The sequence below is a fragment of the Lujinxingia sediminis genome (genome assembly GCF_004005565.1).
Lineage (GTDB): Bacteria > Myxococcota_A > Bradymonadia > Bradymonadales > Bradymonadaceae > Lujinxingia > Lujinxingia sediminis.
In genome coordinates, this window is record NZ_SADD01000001.1 from 1277836 (window position 1) to 1294834 (window position 16999).

The 16999-nt window shown below is 62.6% G+C and carries 13 protein-coding genes; 5 read left to right on the forward strand and 8 right to left on the reverse strand.

Annotated elements, in window-relative coordinates; all coding sequences use genetic code 11:
• The first annotated feature begins 26 nt into the window (after positions 1-26).
• Both EA187_RS05215 and EA187_RS05220 read left to right on the forward strand, forming a co-directional pair.
• Positions 27-3401, forward strand: coding sequence for an alpha/beta hydrolase (locus tag EA187_RS05215; RefSeq protein WP_127779391.1), 3375 nt, complete (start codon positions 27-29; stop codon positions 3399-3401).
• A gap of 50 nt (positions 3402-3451) precedes the next feature.
• Entirely contained in the window at positions 3452-4900 is a 1449-nt protein-coding gene (locus EA187_RS05220) for an HAD-IG family 5'-nucleotidase (RefSeq protein WP_127779392.1), read from the forward strand.
• A 6-nt stretch (positions 4901-4906) separates the two neighbouring features.
• Here the strand turns inward: EA187_RS05220 and EA187_RS05225 are convergent, their stop codons facing one another.
• On the reverse strand, positions 4907-5731 hold the full coding sequence (locus EA187_RS05225) for an SDR family oxidoreductase (protein ID WP_164856015.1): 825 nt from the start codon (positions 5729-5731) through the stop codon (positions 4907-4909).
• Positions 5732-5825: 94 nt separating this feature from the next.
• Here EA187_RS05225 and EA187_RS05230 point away from each other — a divergent pair, with 94 nt between their 5' ends.
• The 3 genes from EA187_RS05230 to EA187_RS05240 all read left to right on the forward strand — a co-directional run bounded on the left by EA187_RS05230 (position 5826) and on the right by EA187_RS05240 (position 9264).
• Positions 5826-7121, forward strand: a complete 1296-nt coding sequence (locus EA187_RS05230) for a hypothetical protein (RefSeq protein WP_127779394.1) — start codon at positions 5826-5828, stop codon at positions 7119-7121.
• 404 nt (positions 7122-7525) lie between these two features.
• Positions 7526-7729 carry a hypothetical protein gene (locus tag EA187_RS05235; protein WP_115602569.1) on the forward strand — a complete coding sequence of 68 codons (204 nt, stop codon included), beginning with the start codon at positions 7526-7528 and terminating at the stop codon, positions 7727-7729.
• A 212-nt stretch (positions 7730-7941) separates the two neighbouring features.
• Positions 7942-9264: a hypothetical protein gene (locus EA187_RS05240; RefSeq protein ID WP_127779395.1), complete on the forward strand. Its 1323-nt coding sequence runs from the start codon at positions 7942-7944 to the stop codon at positions 9262-9264.
• A gap of 15 nt (positions 9265-9279) precedes the next feature.
• Here the strand turns inward: EA187_RS05240 and EA187_RS05245 are convergent, their stop codons facing one another.
• The 7 genes from EA187_RS05245 to EA187_RS05275 form a co-directional block, all read right to left on the reverse strand.
• The gene (locus EA187_RS05245) at positions 9280-9900 is read right to left on the reverse strand and encodes an anthranilate synthase component II (protein ID WP_127779396.1); all 621 of its coding nucleotides are present in this window, start codon (positions 9898-9900) and stop codon (positions 9280-9282) included.
• Positions 9897-10628, reverse strand: a complete 732-nt coding sequence (locus tag EA187_RS05250; protein ID WP_164856016.1) for an aminotransferase class IV — start codon at positions 10626-10628, stop codon at positions 9897-9899. The genes EA187_RS05245 and EA187_RS05250 overlap by 4 nt, the downstream gene beginning before the upstream one ends.
• Positions 10618-12048 carry an anthranilate synthase component I family protein gene (locus tag EA187_RS05255; RefSeq protein ID WP_127779398.1) on the reverse strand — a complete coding sequence of 477 codons (1431 nt, stop codon included), beginning with the start codon at positions 12046-12048 and terminating at the stop codon, positions 10618-10620. Before EA187_RS05255 ends, EA187_RS05250 begins: the two co-directional genes overlap by 11 nt.
• Positions 12049-12056: 8 nt before the next feature.
• Positions 12057-13280, reverse strand: coding sequence for an OmpA family protein (locus EA187_RS05260; RefSeq protein ID WP_115602564.1), 1224 nt, complete (start codon positions 13278-13280; stop codon positions 12057-12059).
• Between the two features lie 56 nt (positions 13281-13336).
• Positions 13337-13786 carry a hypothetical protein gene (locus EA187_RS05265; protein WP_127779399.1) on the reverse strand — a complete coding sequence of 150 codons (450 nt, stop codon included), beginning with the start codon at positions 13784-13786 and terminating at the stop codon, positions 13337-13339.
• A gap of 45 nt (positions 13787-13831) precedes the next feature.
• The gene (locus tag EA187_RS05270) at positions 13832-16138 is read right to left on the reverse strand and encodes a PrkA family serine protein kinase (RefSeq protein ID WP_164856017.1); all 2307 of its coding nucleotides are present in this window, start codon (positions 16136-16138) and stop codon (positions 13832-13834) included.
• Positions 16139-16210: 72 nt separating this feature from the next.
• The gene (locus tag EA187_RS05275) at positions 16211-16723 is read right to left on the reverse strand and encodes a hypothetical protein (protein ID WP_127779401.1); all 513 of its coding nucleotides are present in this window, start codon (positions 16721-16723) and stop codon (positions 16211-16213) included.
• Positions 16724-16999: the final 276 nt, after the last annotated feature.

The window sequence follows — 16999 nt, forward strand, 5'->3', positions numbered from 1 at the left end:
CCCGACGCGACACTCGGGAGAGAGACGTGCTTCGCACCCCATCGACGCTACTCGCACTGGCCGCGCTCAGCCTGAGCGCGGCCTGCTGGCCCACCAACGCCCCTGTCCTGGGGCTGGGTGAGGCCAGCCCCTCGGGAGGCCCCCGGGTCGACTTTGACCTCGACGAGCGGCCCTTTCCCGACATTCCCTTCCCCAACGACCTGGCCACCCGAGCTGACGCGACAAGCCCCACCGGCAAGCGCGTCAACGTGTCCACCCTGGCTGCCAGCGCGGCCGAGGCCAGGGTCCGCAACGCCATCAACGAGCAGACCGGCTTTGCCGTCTTTGCTCCGATGCACGTCTCCTTTGATGCCCCGCTGGATATCGACAACCTCATCGCACGGCATCAGCAGCTCACCCCTGATTTCGGCGACGACGCCGTCTATCTGGTCAACGTCGATCCCGCCAGCGACACCTACGGCGAAGTCGTGCTTCTGGATATGGGCCTGGGCAACTTCCCCATCACACTGGAGCGCGCGAACAACTACTTTGCACTCGACCCCCGCGCAGACGATCGCAATCTCCTCTTTGAAGAGACCACCGAGCAGGCCACTGGCCCCGGCGGCGAGTTTAGCTGGCAGGATGATACCGACGACGACGGTGTGGTTGATCATCCCAACACCCGTGCCCCCGAGGCCGACCCGACGGAGTTCCGCCAGGTCCTCGATTTTTACGAGCGCGAGACCAACACCCTGATCCTGCGTCCGGTCAACCCGCTGGAGCCCGGCACCACATACGCTGTCGTACTGACCGACGCGCTCATCGGCGAAGACGGCCGTGCGATCGACAGCCCCTTCGAGAGCATCAACCATCTCGACCAGAGCGAGGCGCTTGAACCTCTGCGCGAGCTTCTTCCCGAGCGCTTCCCCGGGCGCTTCGACCAGGATCTCTCCCAACTTCGATTCGCCTGGAGCTTCACCACCCAGGTACCCACCGAGGTCTTGGAAGGAGTACGTGCGGGCCTCTACGGGCACGGCCCCCTGGCCTGGCTTTCGGAGCGCTTCCCCGCGGAGTTTTTAGCGGTCCACAACGTCAAATCCCCCGACGCCGCCGAGCCGATGACCTTTAAGCTCGACGCGCTGCTCTCTTTTATCGTGCCCCTGGCCAGCGAACAGCTCGGGCCGGCTGGCACCCGTGCCATCGAGGAGGCGTTTGAGGACGTCGACTACGTCGTCAGCGGAACCTACCTCTCCCCCCACTTCCTCATCGATCCGAAAGGACTCGCCCGCCAGGGCAATGAGGCCAATGACGACGCGCTCTTTCAAATCGACCTGGCCCGGGGACGCGCCGAGGTTCGTCCCGCCGAGGTTCATGTCATCTGCACGGTGCCGACCTCGGAGGGGTCCCGGCAGGCCCCCTTCCCGGTGATCGTCTACAGCCACGCCATCGGATCGACCCGCTTTGAGATGCTGGCCTTTGCCGGCGCGATGGCCAAATTTGGCTTCGCGACCTGCACCATCGACGCCGCCGGACACGGGTTGGAAGTTCCCGCTGAGTTTCGGGACCTGCTCGAAGGCGTTGGCGAAAGCGAAGGGCTCGACAACCTCGCCAGCGTCGTCGGCCTGCACCGCGCACGCGACATCAACAATGATGGCGCAACCGACTCAGGCGCCGACTATTTCTCGGCAGATGTGCTGCACTCCCGGGATATGATCCGCCAGACGACCATCGATCAAATGCAACTCATCCGCATCCTGCGGACCTTCGATGGCCAGCGCCGCTTTAAGGCCGTCGACACCGGCAGCGACTTCGCTCACCGCCTTCCCGAACTACTCGCCAGCCCCGACCAGGACGGCGACGGTGAAGTGGAACTTCTGGGAGACTTTAACGGCGACGGCACCGTCGACTTCGGGGGTGATCGTCCTTATGCCGCCTGGGGCACCTCGCTGGGAGGCATTCAGGCCACGGTACTTTCGGGCATTGAGCCCACCATCGTGGCCGGGGCGTCCAACGCCGGTGGCGGAGGACTTCTCGACATCGCCACCCGTACCACCATTGGTAACGTTCGCAACGGCGTCATCCTGCGCATGATGGGGCCTCTTGTCATCGGTCGCCCGGTCGAAAACGGCGCACGCACGCGCCTCGACTGGCTTTTCCCCCAGGGTGACAGCTCCGTCTCGTCGCCCATCGCGCTGCTCCCGGCGCTGGAGGACGGCGACCGCGTGGTCGTCCGAAACCTCACCCGCGAAGCCAACCCCAACGTCCCCGAAGACGAAGCCTACGCTCAGACCTATGTGCGTCAGGGAACGTTTCGGGTTGGCATCGCCGCCGACGCCCTCAGCGCCTCGGCTCGCCGCGCGCTCATCGGCTTCGATAACCAGATCGACGTCTACGAAGATCTGATGGGTTGCAAAGAAGTTCAGACCTGCGGACGCAACAACTGCGACGCCGATCACTACTGCAGCGACGCCGGAAGTTGCGAGCCTATCTCCGCTTGCTTCTCCGCCTTCGATCTGGAGCGCATCGCCGAGAGCGACCCGGAGCGTGCCGCACGCTTTGAGCATCGCATCGTTCACGACCCCACTCGCCTGGGCGACCCGATCGTCATCGAGATCTACGGCGACGACGGCGAACTCAAGCATCGAGTCGATAAACTCGGCTACACCTACACCTCCCAGAACCTCTACTTCCCGGCGGACGCGCCCCTTGCCGCTCCGGCCGAAGGCTGGGGACTTCGTCGTCAGACCCCGCGTTTCCGCAGCTTCATGGGGCTCTCACAGATGCTCCTGGAGCAGGCCGACCCGGCGGTCTACGCATCCCACTTTGCCCACACGCCGCTGCGCTACCCCTACGAGCGTGATGCCTTTAAGGCTGGAGCAACCAACTTCCTGACCATCGGCACCCTGGGGGACCAGGTCGTGCCCATCAACGCCGCGCTCGCCATCGCTCGCGCCAATGGTGTGCTCGAGCTTCTCGCGGAAGATCCCCGCTACGGGATGCCGGAGAATCAGTTCCTCATTGAGAACTTTGTCTACGAGGGAATCGCCAGCCTGAACCGCTTCCCCTCTCACCCCGGCACCCTCTTCGACCCGGACAATCTCGACGAGGGTAAGTGGCGCCGCGCCGACCAGCCGGAGAACGATAATCCCAAGCCCGTCGCCGACGCTCCCCTTCGCGCCACATTGCAAACCAATTCCGGCATAAGCGCGTTGCGCCTGGGCTACCTGGACCACCGGGGCACACACACCTTTAACGCCCCAAACCCCGATGCCGCGTTTGACATCCATACCTTCCTCACCAATCAGGTGGGGTGGTTCCTCGCTACAGGCGGCCAGGCAATCTCCGATGACCACTGCCTCGAAGAGATGTCGATGGCTGACTGCGAGTTCTTTGATAAACAAGATTATGACAACCCTCTTTAACGGGCTGAAACGCTGACCGTCGCAGGCAAGCGCCTCCCGGGAGTAACCCCATGACTTTTGGAATCTTTGAAGCCTACCCCGACGTCGAGCCACAGCGCGGCGTCTTCTGCAACCGCACGCTGAACATGCGTTCGATCAAGGCCATTGGCTACGACATGGACTACACCCTGGTCCATTATCACGTCGACGCCTGGGAGGGCCGTGCCTACGAACACATCAAGTTGCGCCTGCTCGCAGCCGGATGGCCCGTCGAAGACCTTCATTTCGACTCACACTGGGTCAGCCGCGGCCTGGTCATCGACCTGAAACTTGGCAACATCGTCAAAGCCAACCGCTTTGGCTATGTCTGGCGCGCGGCACACGGCACCGAAATCATCCCCTACGCCGAGATGCGCGAGGCCTACACCCGCACCCTGGTCGACCTCAATGACCACTCGCGCTGGGTCTTTCTCAACACCTTCTTCTCGATCTCCGCCGGCGTGATGTACGCCCAGCTCGTCGACCTGCTCGACCGCGGCGTACTCCCGGAAGTGCTCGGCTACTCCGACCTCTACTCGCGCGTCCAGGAGGTCCTGGACGCCGCTCACATTGAGGGCGAGTTGAAGGCGGAGATCATGGCCAACCCGGAGGTCTATGTCGACCCCGACCCCGAGGTTCCTCTGACGCTGCTTGACCAGCGAAACGCCGGCAAAAAGCTCGTGCTCATCACCAACTCCGAGTGGGCCTACACCCTCTTCATGCTCAACTACACCATCGACCCCTTTCTCCCCGACGGGATGACCTGGCGCGAGATTTTCGATCTGGTGGTGGTTTCAGCGCGCAAACCCGCGTTCTTCTCCGGCTCCGCGCCGATCTTCGAGGTCGTTGACGACGAAGGGCTGCTCAAGCCCTGGGTTGGCAAACTCGAAGAGGGCCGCGCCTACCTCGGCGGAAGCGCGTCCGATATCGAAGGCGCACTGGGTATGTCCGGCGACGAGATCCTCTATGTTGGCGACCACCTCTTCGCCGACGTCAACGTCACCAAAAGCGTGCTGCGCTGGCGTACAGCCCTGGTGATGCGCGAGCTCGAGCAGGAGCTCTGCGCCATTGAGGTCGCTGCAGAAAATCAGGTCGAGATCCGCCGCATGATGCTCGAGAAGGTCAAACTCGAAGACGAGTTCTCCACTCGCCGCCTCAACCTTCAGCGCCTGCGTCAGGGCTACGGCCCCCAGACCGACGCCGACCCGGAGGTCCTTCAAGCAGAAATGTCGCGCATTCGCGAGCAGCTCGTCGCTCTCGACAGCAAGCTCGCCCCCCTGGTGATTGAAGACGGCGTCGCGTCGAACCCCACCTGGGGCTACCTGATGCGAACCGGCAACGATAAGAGCCACCTCACCCGACAGGTCGAACGCTACGCCGATATCTACACCTCCCGCGTCTCCAACCTCTTGCGCTACTCACCCTTTATGTTTTTCCGCGCCCCCCGCGGCAGTGTCCCCCACGATCCGGGGCATCCCTGAGTTTTCTCACGCTTCGTGATGATGTTTCGGTCGCAGCCTCTCCCCGGCCCTCGCCAGCACTGCCTGCGTGAGGCCGGGGGTATGGTAGGCCAGAAACGTAGCGACTTTGCCATGACCGGTGATCACAGCCTCGCGTTTGCGCGCGGCGATCGCTTTGAGCATCTGACGAGCGGCTTTATCGGCAGGCCACATAAGTTGCGCCGGTCGACGATCCTCCCAGTCCTCATGAACCTGGTTCTGATTATCAACGCGGTTGATGTCGCTATGCACAAACCCCGGCTGCAAAAGGGTACAGCTGACACCGCTTCCGGCAAGCTCGGCGCTGAGCGCCTGTGCCATGCCCCGCACGGCGAATTTTGATGCGCAATAGGCGGAGTTACCCGGCACCCCTAGCGTGCCCGCCACGCTGCCCATCACCACCGCGCGCCCCTTGCTCGCGTAGAGATGCGGCAGGGCGTAGCGCAACGTCATCGCCGCGCCGGTCACATTGGTATCAAACTGACGGCGCCACTCGCTGGCATGGAGCTCTTCGAGTCGCCCTCCCACCGAAAACCCGGCATTGGCTACCGCTACATCCAGGCCACCAAAGCGCTCGACGACCGCCTCCACTGCCAACTCGAGCTCACCGACCTTTGTTACATCGCAACCGAGCGCCATCGCCTCAGCGCCCTTCCCCTTCAATTCAGCAACCACCTCCGCCAGCGGCTCCAGACGACGTCCGCTCACCACCACTCGCGCTCCCTGCTGGCCAAACTCATGAGCCAGCGCCGCACCGATGCCGCTGCCACCACCTGTGATCCACACGACTTTATTTCTGAAGTTCTCTGCCATCATCGCATCCTTTTGTTCTACGCGTTGACGCGTTAAAACTCTGCCTCTGCTGCGCGCCCTAAAGCGCCACACACCTTGTTCATCGAGAAGCGCCATGGTCACCGATCCTCGCCAGACCGTCAAAGACGCCTCCGCGCGCTCCTGGGAGTGGGTCAAACGCAAGACCTTCAACCCCCTTCCCTTTTACCGACGCGCCTGGGAGATCCTCAAGCATGACCCCTGGGTCTTTGCATGGAAGATGCTCGCTGACCTCCTGGGGCGCGCCGCAAACGTTGCGCTCCTGGCTGTCGTTGCGATGGTCGTCGCGCTCGACCTTCAGCACTTCGCTGCCGGCGGCGGGGCGCTTTCGCAATGGCTGACGCGTTTCGCAACCATCGCATCCAGCCCGGCCTTTATCGCCGGGCTGACCGGCGCGATTTTTTGTGTCGCCATCATTGGTGCCGCGCTCGAAGCCCTGGTCACGGGCGGCATCTGGGGCATGCTTGCAGCCGGCCTTCGCGATGAGCCCATCGAGAAGCTGCGCACCTTCGGTCGCGTCGCACTGCGCCGTTTCCCCGACGTCTTTGCCCTTTTTCTGCTCCGCTTTGCCGTGCGCCTGGTGACGATCTGCATCGCCGCCGCCGTGGCGATTGGTCTGGCTAACGCCTTCTCATCTACGGAGTTCGCCGCCCTGGGAACGATTGGGAAAGCCCTGATCGTCGCGCTCCCCATCAGTTTTATGATCAGCTGGTTCGCCCTCACTCGCCTGGTACTCGAAGTCATCGGTGCCCCGATGATCATTGACGATCTGGGGCTGGGCGAAGCCGTGCTCGAAGCGGCTGCCTTCGTCCTGGAGAACTTCTGGGCGATGTACCGTCTCTTCATCTACGCGCTGGGGCTCTTGCTGGTCCCCCTGGGGCTCTACTGGATCGTCTTAATGGTTCAGAACTTCGCCATCACCTGGCCGGCGCTCACCGCCCCTCTTGCGCTCTTACGTTTCGCGGGCGAAGTGCTGATGTGGGCCTCTATTAGCGTGCTTGGCGTTCTTTTCTACGGGGCGGTGTTCGCGTTTTACCGCAAGGACGATCAGTTCGTTGAGGACGAAGAACGCCGCAGCGGTGCCTCCCCCACGCCCGGCACCCCGCAATCGCCGAACAGCCCGACCGAACCCACCTTTCGCGAGGGCGTGACGCTGGCCGAACTTCTTCCCGACGACGCCCCGCATCGCTTTGCCATCGATGATCTTCTCCCCGCCGAACCCTCGACGCTGCCTGACGGTGCCGAAGCCGAAAGCCCTCGCACCGGGGAGAATGAGGATAGCGCCGCGCCCGACAACGAGCCGCCTCGGGCCACCCGGGACACCTCGCGTCACGACATCAACAGGGACGAAGACCCGCAAGACCCCGAGTGATCGACAGCTTCCCTCCTTCTCTAACGCTCCGCAAAGCGTCTCCGACGAAGGATGCCGCAACGCCCCGGCCGGGAGCACTCCGCCTGGTAACCGGCGAGCTTTCCTCTCTCCGACGCTCTTCTACCCCCTTTTCTCGCGTTCTCTTCGCGCCCGCATCGAATTATTTGGATGCGGGCGAGTCTCCTTCTATGCTCAATCCCGCATCAAACAAGGCCCGGTGCCTCTTCGCGCACTTTTCTCCCCGGGAGGGTTGGACTTTTATTACAGTCTCCTTAAAATGATTCAGGAAGACTGGAAGTCTCTCGCTCGTTAAGTCTGCAGAAAGGCAAGAGAAGAGGTGGCTTTTCAGTACCGCCCGGCCCGCCGGCCAGGGCAACCGTATCGAGCACCGAAGGAGTCGCGCCATGCTGTCGGATCAGATCATCTACGACGAACTCAAACGCCAACGCGAACATGACGCCAGCTGGCAGCCGGAAGCCCTCCGACTGCCCCTCTACATCCCCCAGCACCACGATACCCCTGATGAGCATGACGAAGACGAGGCCGACGAGTCCTCGCGCGGCGTGGTGATCATCGATATGAATGATGGCTACAGCATCATGACTTGAACGCGCTTGAGGAGCTTCCTTAAACCGGACGCCTCGACCGAGGGCGCCGGCGCGCTCCGCCGATGTATAGAAGCCCCTCCGAGTTTTCGGTGGGGCTTTTTTTGTGACGCCCCCCCTCTTCCGACAAAAGTTTAAAGCCCCGGCTTGCCCCACACCCGATCGCGACGCATACATAATGACGAGACCAACACCGCATGCGCCACGAGGAAGAAATGGGAGAGTCGATCAGCGCCACCTGGACCGAAGTCTTTCAGAGCCGTGGGATGACACTCCACCCGGCACCTGCCCCTCCGGGCTCAAAGCCTGGCACGCCCTGGCACCAGGGCCTGACCGCCTTTGAGAAGCATAGCTTTATTCGACTTCTCATCAGGGAAGAGGCCAGCGAAGCGACCGTCTTCGTCGAACTTGCCGCCGGTCCTCCCGAGGGGCAGGAAACCAGCCTGGCGAATGCCGCCTGTCAGTGGCTCAACCGGGCGACACCGGCGAGCTGGGAACTCGTGTCGGCGGCGATGCCAGCGAACCTGAGCGCCACGCTGCCAAATGCCGAAGCACTCTACGCCTCCCTCGACGCGCTGCTCGCGTTTATGGCGCGTGCCTCCGAGGTGGACACCGCCGAGGGATGGCTGACGTTCTTCGGCTCTTCCGGCGACGGCCCAACCACGTCCGCCACCCCGACGCCGGCGTCTGGAGCAAGGGCCAACTCCCCATTTGAAACCATTGGTCAGCGCGACAGCCCTCACCAGGACACCGATGCCTCGGCGACGCATGCCCCGCGCCTCGAAGTGGTCGACGGCGGCGCAGGCCCCCTGATGTTGAATGTTCATCTCAGCAACGTTCTGGGCGGCTCCGAGTCCCAACGCCTCGCCCACGCGCTCTCGCATTACCTGCACGCTCGCTACGACGTTCAGGCCCATCACGCCGCGGATCGCTCCTCCCCCCACACGCTCTCGCTGACCGTTGAGCCGGAGCGCTACCTGGGCAGCAGGCAGGAGCTCGCCAGCGATCTGGAGCGCTTCTGCAAGCGCCTGGGCGACTACATCGACGCCGGTGGCGACCTTCAGGACTATCTGGGCACGAATGACGTGGTGCTTCCCTCACCGCGACAGGACTCTCCCTCCCCTGCGCCATCCCGCTCCGCGTCGCTACCTGATGCGGCGCCCTCCTACTCACACTACGGAGCATCCGAGGGCTCAGGCAGTGGCGTTGTCTTCGACTTAAGTAGCGCCAGCGCCTCGACCGCTCGAGAGCTCGTGCAGGGTGACTTCTCCGACAGCCGCCTCAAACGCGATGACGCTCAGACCGCCCTGGTTGACCTCGTATTACGCCACCCTGGCTACTCCGATCGGCGCATCAACCAGGTGCTGACCATCCTGCTCTCGATCGACTACGCCGCCGCCGAGCGGCTCGCTGAAAGCGCTCCCTGCGTCATCGCCTGGGGACTCTCGCGAGAGCGAGCGCTCTCCTTCAAGGATGTGCTGCACAGCGCCGGCGGGAAGGCGCTGCTCGTGGAGCCCGGAACCTTTGGTGAGTCTTAACGTGGACCGATGGGTTCAGTCGGAAATCAGCGCCAAAAAGTTGTGAAGCATGCCCAACCCGCCCGGACTTAAGATCGACTCGGGATGAAATTGCACCCCATGTGTCGGGTGGGTTTCGTGACGCACTCCCATCACAAAACCCTCCGCCCAGGCGTTCGCGACAAGCGGCGCAATCAGCGGAGCGCGGGCAACCAGACTGTGGTAGCGCGCCATTGGAAAAACCTCATCCATCCCTTTAAAGATGCCACTTCCATCGTGGGTAATCGCACTGGCCATGCCGTGGCGAGGCTGCTCGCTGCGTACCACCGGTGTACCAAAGACGCGCGCGATGGCCTGATGGCCCAGACACACCCCCAGAACAGGCACCTGGCCGGAGAGGGCCTCAATCGCCGCCTCACTGATGCCAGCGTCTCGCGGATGGCCCGGGCCGGGAGACACCACAAGCGCTGAGGGCCTGCTCTCCAGCAACGTCGAGAGCGCTATCGCATCGCTGCGAACCACCGCCGGAGACACCCCGGCGCGCACCAGACGATCGGCCAGATTGAAGACAAACGAGTCCCGGTTATCCAGGATCACCACCTGACCGGGTTGCCGTATGGCCCAGTCATTCGGGTCGCGTTGCGTCCATCGCCTCATAAACCCTCAAGAATCACTTTAAGCCCGGAGGTACGCCCCAACTCCAGCGCTCGCCCGTCGAGTGAACGTGCCTCCTGCACGCCGACGCCCGTCGATACGAGCGCAAGCGCCCTGGCCCGCGCAAGAACCTCTTGCGTCACTTCAACTTCCTCAATCAAGCGCCCCTTTTGTGACCCGCGCTCCAGTAGCACCTCCCGGGTAATTCCCGGCAAGATGCCCTTAACCGGCGGCGTGATCCACCGTTCTTCAAGCAACACCAGAAGGTTTGCCGCGCTGCATTCCCCCACGCGTCCGTCCTCGCTGACGCTCACACCATCATCGGCGCCAAGGATCCGGGCGCGTCGACGTAGCTCGACCGAGCGCATCCAGCTTGTCGTCTTGTGTTCGGCCAGGCTGTCACCGGGCAGGTAAAAACCGGGCATCGTGACCAACGCCAGGGGCTCGGCAAGCGGCAGCCCTGGACGCCATCGCCCACAGACTCGGCCGCTCCCACCAAACGCAATCTCACGGTCACGTCGGCTCACTGTGACCCGCCAGAGGCCATCTTGCCCATCAGGCTCACCGAGCATCGCGCATCCCTGCTCGATATGAGCCTCATCAAACCCCAGCGCTACGCCCGATCGTCGAAGCCTGGAGCGATGACGCTCCAGAAAGCGTACACGCCCCCCCTCCACGCGCACCGTCTCAAAGAGGCCGTCGCCGTAGAGGAAGCTGCGGTCATCCTCCATCGTCAACCTCCTCGCCACATGGTGCCGCGTCTTCTCGTCGAATCCCTTGCTCGACGCCGACGCCCAGGGCACTGAAGAAAGGACGCGCTTTCCAGCGAGCCTCCTCCCATTCGCCAGCCGGGTCTGAGTCGGCGACCACCGCCCCGCCAGCGCCATAGCGCACACGGCTGCCGGTCAGCGTAGCGGTACGAATCAACACGTTGCTGTCGAAGTTGCCGGTAGCCGACCAGTAGAACATCGAACCGGTGTACGCTCCGCGCGCGCTCGCCTCATGTTCTGCGATCCACTCCATGGCCCGAAGGCGCGGCGCGCCGGTGATACTTCCGGCGGGAAAGCACGCGGTATACACGTCCAGAGCATCGGCGCATGCCGAGAGCTGCCCCTCCACCGTCGAAATCAAATGATGCACCGATGCAAAATGGTGCAACCCACAGAGTTCGCTGACTTCCACGCTTCCAGGCACACACACCCGTGTAAGATCATTGCGCATCAGATCGACAATCATCACGTTTTCGGCGCGATCCTTGGCGCTGGCGCTCAACTCTGCGGCCAGCCGCCCGTCCTCCTCAGGCGACGCACCACGGGGGCGCGTACCTTTAATCGGCCGCGTCCGCACCACTCCATCCTCTCCCACCTCAATGAACTGCTCCGGACTCACCGACGCGAGGGTGGTCGCCCCAACACGCACCAGACCCCCAAAAGGCCCGGGGGCAGCGGCGCGCAAACGTCGGTAGAGCTCCCAGCCCCCGGCCTGCCAGCTCGCTTCCCACCGCTCACTGTAGTTCACCTCAAAAAGCTCCCCCTCGAAGATCGCCTCAACGCCCGCCTGCACCCCACGCCGATACACCTCCCCCTCAACCTCGCGGATGGCAACACGAGGCGTTCCGGTCCCATCGCTCTCAAACCGATCCGACACATCCCCTGCCCCATGTGCGTCGATCCACGCCATCGCCTCCTCGACCCAGGCCTCGTTCCCACTTGCCCACCAGGTGCCGTGCTGATGGTCGAAGATCAACGCCCCCTCAAACTCACCGACCCATAGCAGTGGTGAGTCCTCGCGCGGCAACTCGGCCCGAAGATCGTCGAGATAGGCGCCGCATTCATAAGCCCAGAATCCCGCCAGCCCTCCGCAAAACGGAAGCCCCCTGGACTCCGTCGGAGCTGAGCAACGTCGGTGCGCCTGACGCATCCACGCCGGCACATCGTCCACCCTCTCCCCGGAGGGCTGCTCCACGACACGGCCCGAGCCAACCGGGGACTCCTCAAGCCAGCGGCGAGGCTCCCACATCAGCATCGACCAACGCGCGTACGCCCCGGACCTGATCTGCGAATCAAAAAAAAGCACGTCCCCTTCGACACTGGCGAGCAATGCGCGCGCAAGGTCGAGTGGGGACGTGCTCAGGCTGAGACGACACGACATAACCACAATCAGTTGCCGCTATGCCTCAGGATGATCTCAACACGATCATTATTCTCGGCATCATCACTGAAACGCACGCGCTCCTGACCAAAACCTTCCGTGGAGATCCGAGAAGTATCGACCCCACGCTCTACCAGGAAGTCGCGTACACGATGAGCACGCAGCTGGGAGGTCGCCAGGTTCTCGGTAACGTTGCCCCGACGCTGGGTGTAGCCCTCGATCTGAATGGAGAACTCCCCGTACTCATTCGTCAGGCGCGCGAGCACATCGAGCATCGCGTCCGTGTTCGGACGGAAGTTGGCCTCCTGCGGCACAAACATCCGCGCCATGACGATGCGGATGCCCTGATATTCCTCTTCGGTATACGGCCCGCCAAAGTTATCGCGAGCCTTCTGCCGCAAGACCGAGATGCGGTTCTCCGGGCGCATCTTCTCGACCATCTCCTCGTGGATGGGGCGCGCGGTGGATTCGGCCTCTTCAAAGAGCTGCACCGCGAAGTTGACCTGCTGCAGGATGGTGCCAGCCGCACCGGGCTGGCTCTGAAGGAGCGAGCGCGCGTTACTCAGCTGCGACTCAGCCCGGTTAAAGACAGCACGGCTGCGCTCGTACTCGTCTGCCTTGTACTCCAGCGCGGCAGCACGTGCGGCTTCGGCAGCCTGAATCCGAGCGTTGACCTGCTGAAGATTCTCCGAGGTGGTGTCTGTGCTGGTAGACTGCGCGGCCTCAAAGGTGCTTTCACGCCGGGAAGCGTCTGCCCGTCGGCGAGCTTCCTGCTCCCGCACCGCGGCGCGAATATCGCTATCGAGCTGTTGAATCTCTCGCGCCAACGCGTTGCGACTCTCGTTGGTCGCACGCAGATCCGGGTTTACCTCCTCGATCTTCGCGTTGGCGGCTTTGAGGCGCTCAGCAGCCTCAAACTGAGACGCTACAGCCACAGCGGTGCGGTAACGCAGCGTGCCCAGGATGGCGTACTCTCGGGAGAGCTCATCGCGACGCTCCTCACGGGCCTCTTCGGCGACGCGCCGTAGCTGACGGGCCTCCTGATGGTAACGCGCTGCATTGGGGATCTCGCGCAGCTCCTGAGCGGCCGGATCCTGAAGCATGCGTTCGAGCTCCACGAGCTCATCGGACTTCGGGCTGGGGGAGCACCCTGTGGCCAGCACGACACTCGCTGCACCCGCCGCTCCCAGCGCGATCATCTTCCCAAACCTGTTCTTAAAACTGCCTGACATCTGACTTCTCCCGGGCTGTACCGTTCGGGTCGTTTCGTACGTCGAAGGGGCTTGCTCTACTGCTGCGAGACGCGGTTGAGCTCTTCCTGAAGCTCCGCCTTACGCCGCTCCAGCGCGCTGATCTCCGACTGCAGCTCTTCGATCTCGGCACGCGCCTGGTGGTAGCGCTCTTCCTGGCTCTCGGCACTGGCGTCGATATTGCCGGCCTGAACCAGCGCGCGCACCATATCCAGCCCGTACTCTACCCGCCGCATGCGCATCGTCACCGCTTCCTGCTGGCCATTAGCCAGTAGAACTTCGGCTTCCTGAAGCCAGCCTTCGATCATCTCGACGTCGCGCGAGGCGACCTCCTTGCGATCGCTGGACTCAAGCTCTTCGAGCTGCGCGCGAAACTCCCCGATCTGCTGACGGCTGCGCTCCGGGCTATTTGCAAACCCGAGTTGGGCAACCAGTGTCACCGCCGCAAGAACGGCCACCCAGAGCATCTTCTGCCCCACTGCTCTCATCTCGCTCTCCTCGTACACGTCGTGTCGTTGGGATTCCGTTATCCGTCAGCTCTTATACCGATTCGACAGCAAGAAGGCCACCGCCTCACGGGCGCTCTCATCGCAGTAACCGTAACGCGACTTCAGGTTAGTAAGCGTCGTCTCGACACTCTGACGCTCGGAACTGCTGAGCGCGCCGTCTTCGCTCTCAAAGTAGGTGAGCAGGTTCTCTTCGATACGCTGAATCTGGCGCTGTCGCTCTTCGAAGAAGGCCTCTTGCAACGCCTCAAAGAACATCGGAAAGACCTGCTGATAGTCGACCTTCATACCCGGGTTATCGATCGAGAAAGCCGCAATCGAGGTAATCAGCCCGCGACGGAAGTCTTCCGGGTCTTCCTCGTGGTTAATGGTCTCCTCCATCTCCGCCATCAACTCCTCATCGGGCTTCTCATACGTGCCGGTGATGCGGTTATAGACCTTCTCGCCCTTCAGCCACTGGCTGACATGGTCGATGTAGCGCGTAAAGAACTCGCCATACTGTTTTTCTTCAACTAGGCCCATCGCGCTGCGGATCTCCAGATCGATGATGTCCAGATAGCGCTCCCGCACCACGTCGATGAATTGGTCGTGGCGGTAGTAAGGACCGTCGGGCTTCATCTGCAAAAAGGGGAAGACGCTGGGGTCGCGCACAAGTTTCCCCATCTCCTCGAACACCGCCAGCGGCGAGAGCGTGGGGAAACGCTCGTTCTGACTGGCGTTGAGCAGGATCATCTTCATCTCGCGCGGGCTTGCCCCGTAGCGCCCTTCGTAGTCGGCACTCCCCTCACCTTCGGCCATCAGGCGAGGAACGATAGCCTTGAGTTCGCGGGCGCGCTCCGGCCCGATGTTGGAGGGGACGCGACCATGGGCATAGAGATCGGCCTTCTCCAGCGGAGAGAGCCTCCCGACAATATCGCGAATCGTGGCGCTGTACTGGTCGGCCTGCGGGCGCTTCAGCCGCGTGAGCACCGCCCATAGCGCCGCCACAAAGGTCGTGTGCGGCGCGATGCGCTTGGTGAAGTTCACGCTGGCGATCTGCTCGCGGTAGATGATCTCTTCTACCGTGTAATCGAGCAGGTATGGCACCCGCACAAGCTCCACCCGGCCTTTGAAGGACGAGTAGTCTGCGGTCTGCTTGTAGGCGTCGAGGTAGTCCTCGTTGGCCGTGGCCATCATCACTGTGTCCAGGTGGAGAATTCGATTCTCCAGGGACACCGTGGCCTTCTCGCTGGTGGCCAGAAGATATTTGTTGAAGTCGGGGTGACGCTTAAAGAGGTCGTCGTACTCGATGATCCCGCGGTTGGCGTCGACGAGATCCCCGAAGGGCTCGAAGATCGTCTGATTCTGCAGGCTGGCGGGAAGGGCCGAGAGGCTGCGATCGACGGTGAGCTGCCTGAGTCCGGCGTCCACCCGCATTTGCGGCTCCACCGTCACGGCTCCGGCACGATAGCGGCGGCTGATATAAAAGCGCTCCACCTGCACGTGTTTCATGACCCGGCCGAAATCCCCCCGGTATGCGGTCAGGAGCGCATCGAAAATCTGGCGGTTGGTGTGGCTGAGATCACCGCGAAGGATCGTATCGCTGAAGGTAAAGGGAGCCTTCCCTTCCTCATCGCCATCGCCGTCGAGACGCTCACGCAGCGCATCGCTGTCGTTGCTGTCGCTTGGGATGATCCATTCGTCGACAAACTCCTGCAGCAGCACCTGGCGCTGCTTGAGCGGGATCAGCAGCAGCGGATGATCTTTGAGATCGCTGGAGATCTTCGCGTCGATATCCTCCTCATCCAGAAACGCAAAACTCTCCAGCGTTGAGGCATCCACGGTGCGGGTCTGGTACCCCCCGAAGCCGATGGAACTGCCGCGCGCGAGCTTCTCGGTGGGGAAGATCCAGTTAAAGCGATAGAGCGCGCCTTCCTCGGTGTGAGAATAGTGCTCCATGGCGCGCATCACGGTGTCGACAAACGTGCTCTTGGCGCTGCCGTTGGGGCCATGCAGCAAGATCAACTTATTGACCTTGCCCTCGCGCACGAAGTTCTCAAGCAGCTTAAAGACCTGCTCCTGGGTGCGCTCTTGGCCGACCAGGCGGTTGCGCCCCTGATCAAAGGGGGTGTTGAAGAGGCCAAAATGGGTGACCTCCCCCCAGAACTGCGGCTTTGTCTCGCGACCGAAAAACTCAAAACAATCGCGCACATACTGCGCGCTGCTGCGAGCGTGGCGACGAGGGTGTTGCGCAAAGGCTTCCATAAACTGCGGGAAGCTCATGATGCGGTGGTTGTCCTGAAAGTCGTCCTGGACCTCGGAAGCCACGCGCTCGAGCAGATCTTTGCTTGCCATCATGATGTCCTTTGCCTCAGATCAATAATCTGGCCCCTCGTCCACCCGCCCCTGCCGCCCTGAACCTCGGCGTCAGGAGGCCTGGTCGGCCTGCTGGACCTTCACAGTAAATTGAAGCGCTTCGTCACGCAGGATGTCACATCGGTCATCGTTGCACACGCTGAAGTTCCCCACCGCGTTGAGCGTGTAGTCGCCGGGTTGCTCGGCGCTAACCTCCAGCGGAATCGTGGCGCGAGCCTCGCTGAGCTGCAACGCTTCGCGGTTCAGAACTGTGGTCCCAAGCTGTAAACCTTCAACCTCTTCAAACGTGATCTTCCAGGGGTACTCCAGGTTGATCTTGAGGTTTGCGCCGGGCACCACCGCCAGGGCCACCTCCGTGGAGGCGCCGGCGACGATCGCCTCGGAGGGAGACTCCACCCGGTAGTTGGACGCCCGCGCCCGCGAGCCCGGTGACGCCTGCGCAGCCGCCCCGGCCAGGGGTTCCGGCGAGTGCGGCGCCGCTTGCTGCGACTCACAGCCCGTCAACCACACGCTGCCTACAAGGGTGAGCGCCGCCGCGCTCATTGCCAGAGAGATTCGCATCATCATCCTCAATGAGGGTCAACCGCCCGCCACGATGGCGAGCATGACGAATAAAGGGGTAAACCCGCCCCACGCGACGACCGGCAACAACGAAGCCGTAACGCGCGAGCGCCGACGCGGCCCCGTGTCCGGGGAACGCCTGCTTACACAGCACGCCCGATGTCATACTTGTTCCCGGAGCCGCGAAGCTCGGTGCGGGAAATTCACGCACATGCCCCCATGTTATCTGCGCTCGAGGGGTTCTCTGGCAAGCGCCCGCGCTTGCGCCAGCCGCCTGTG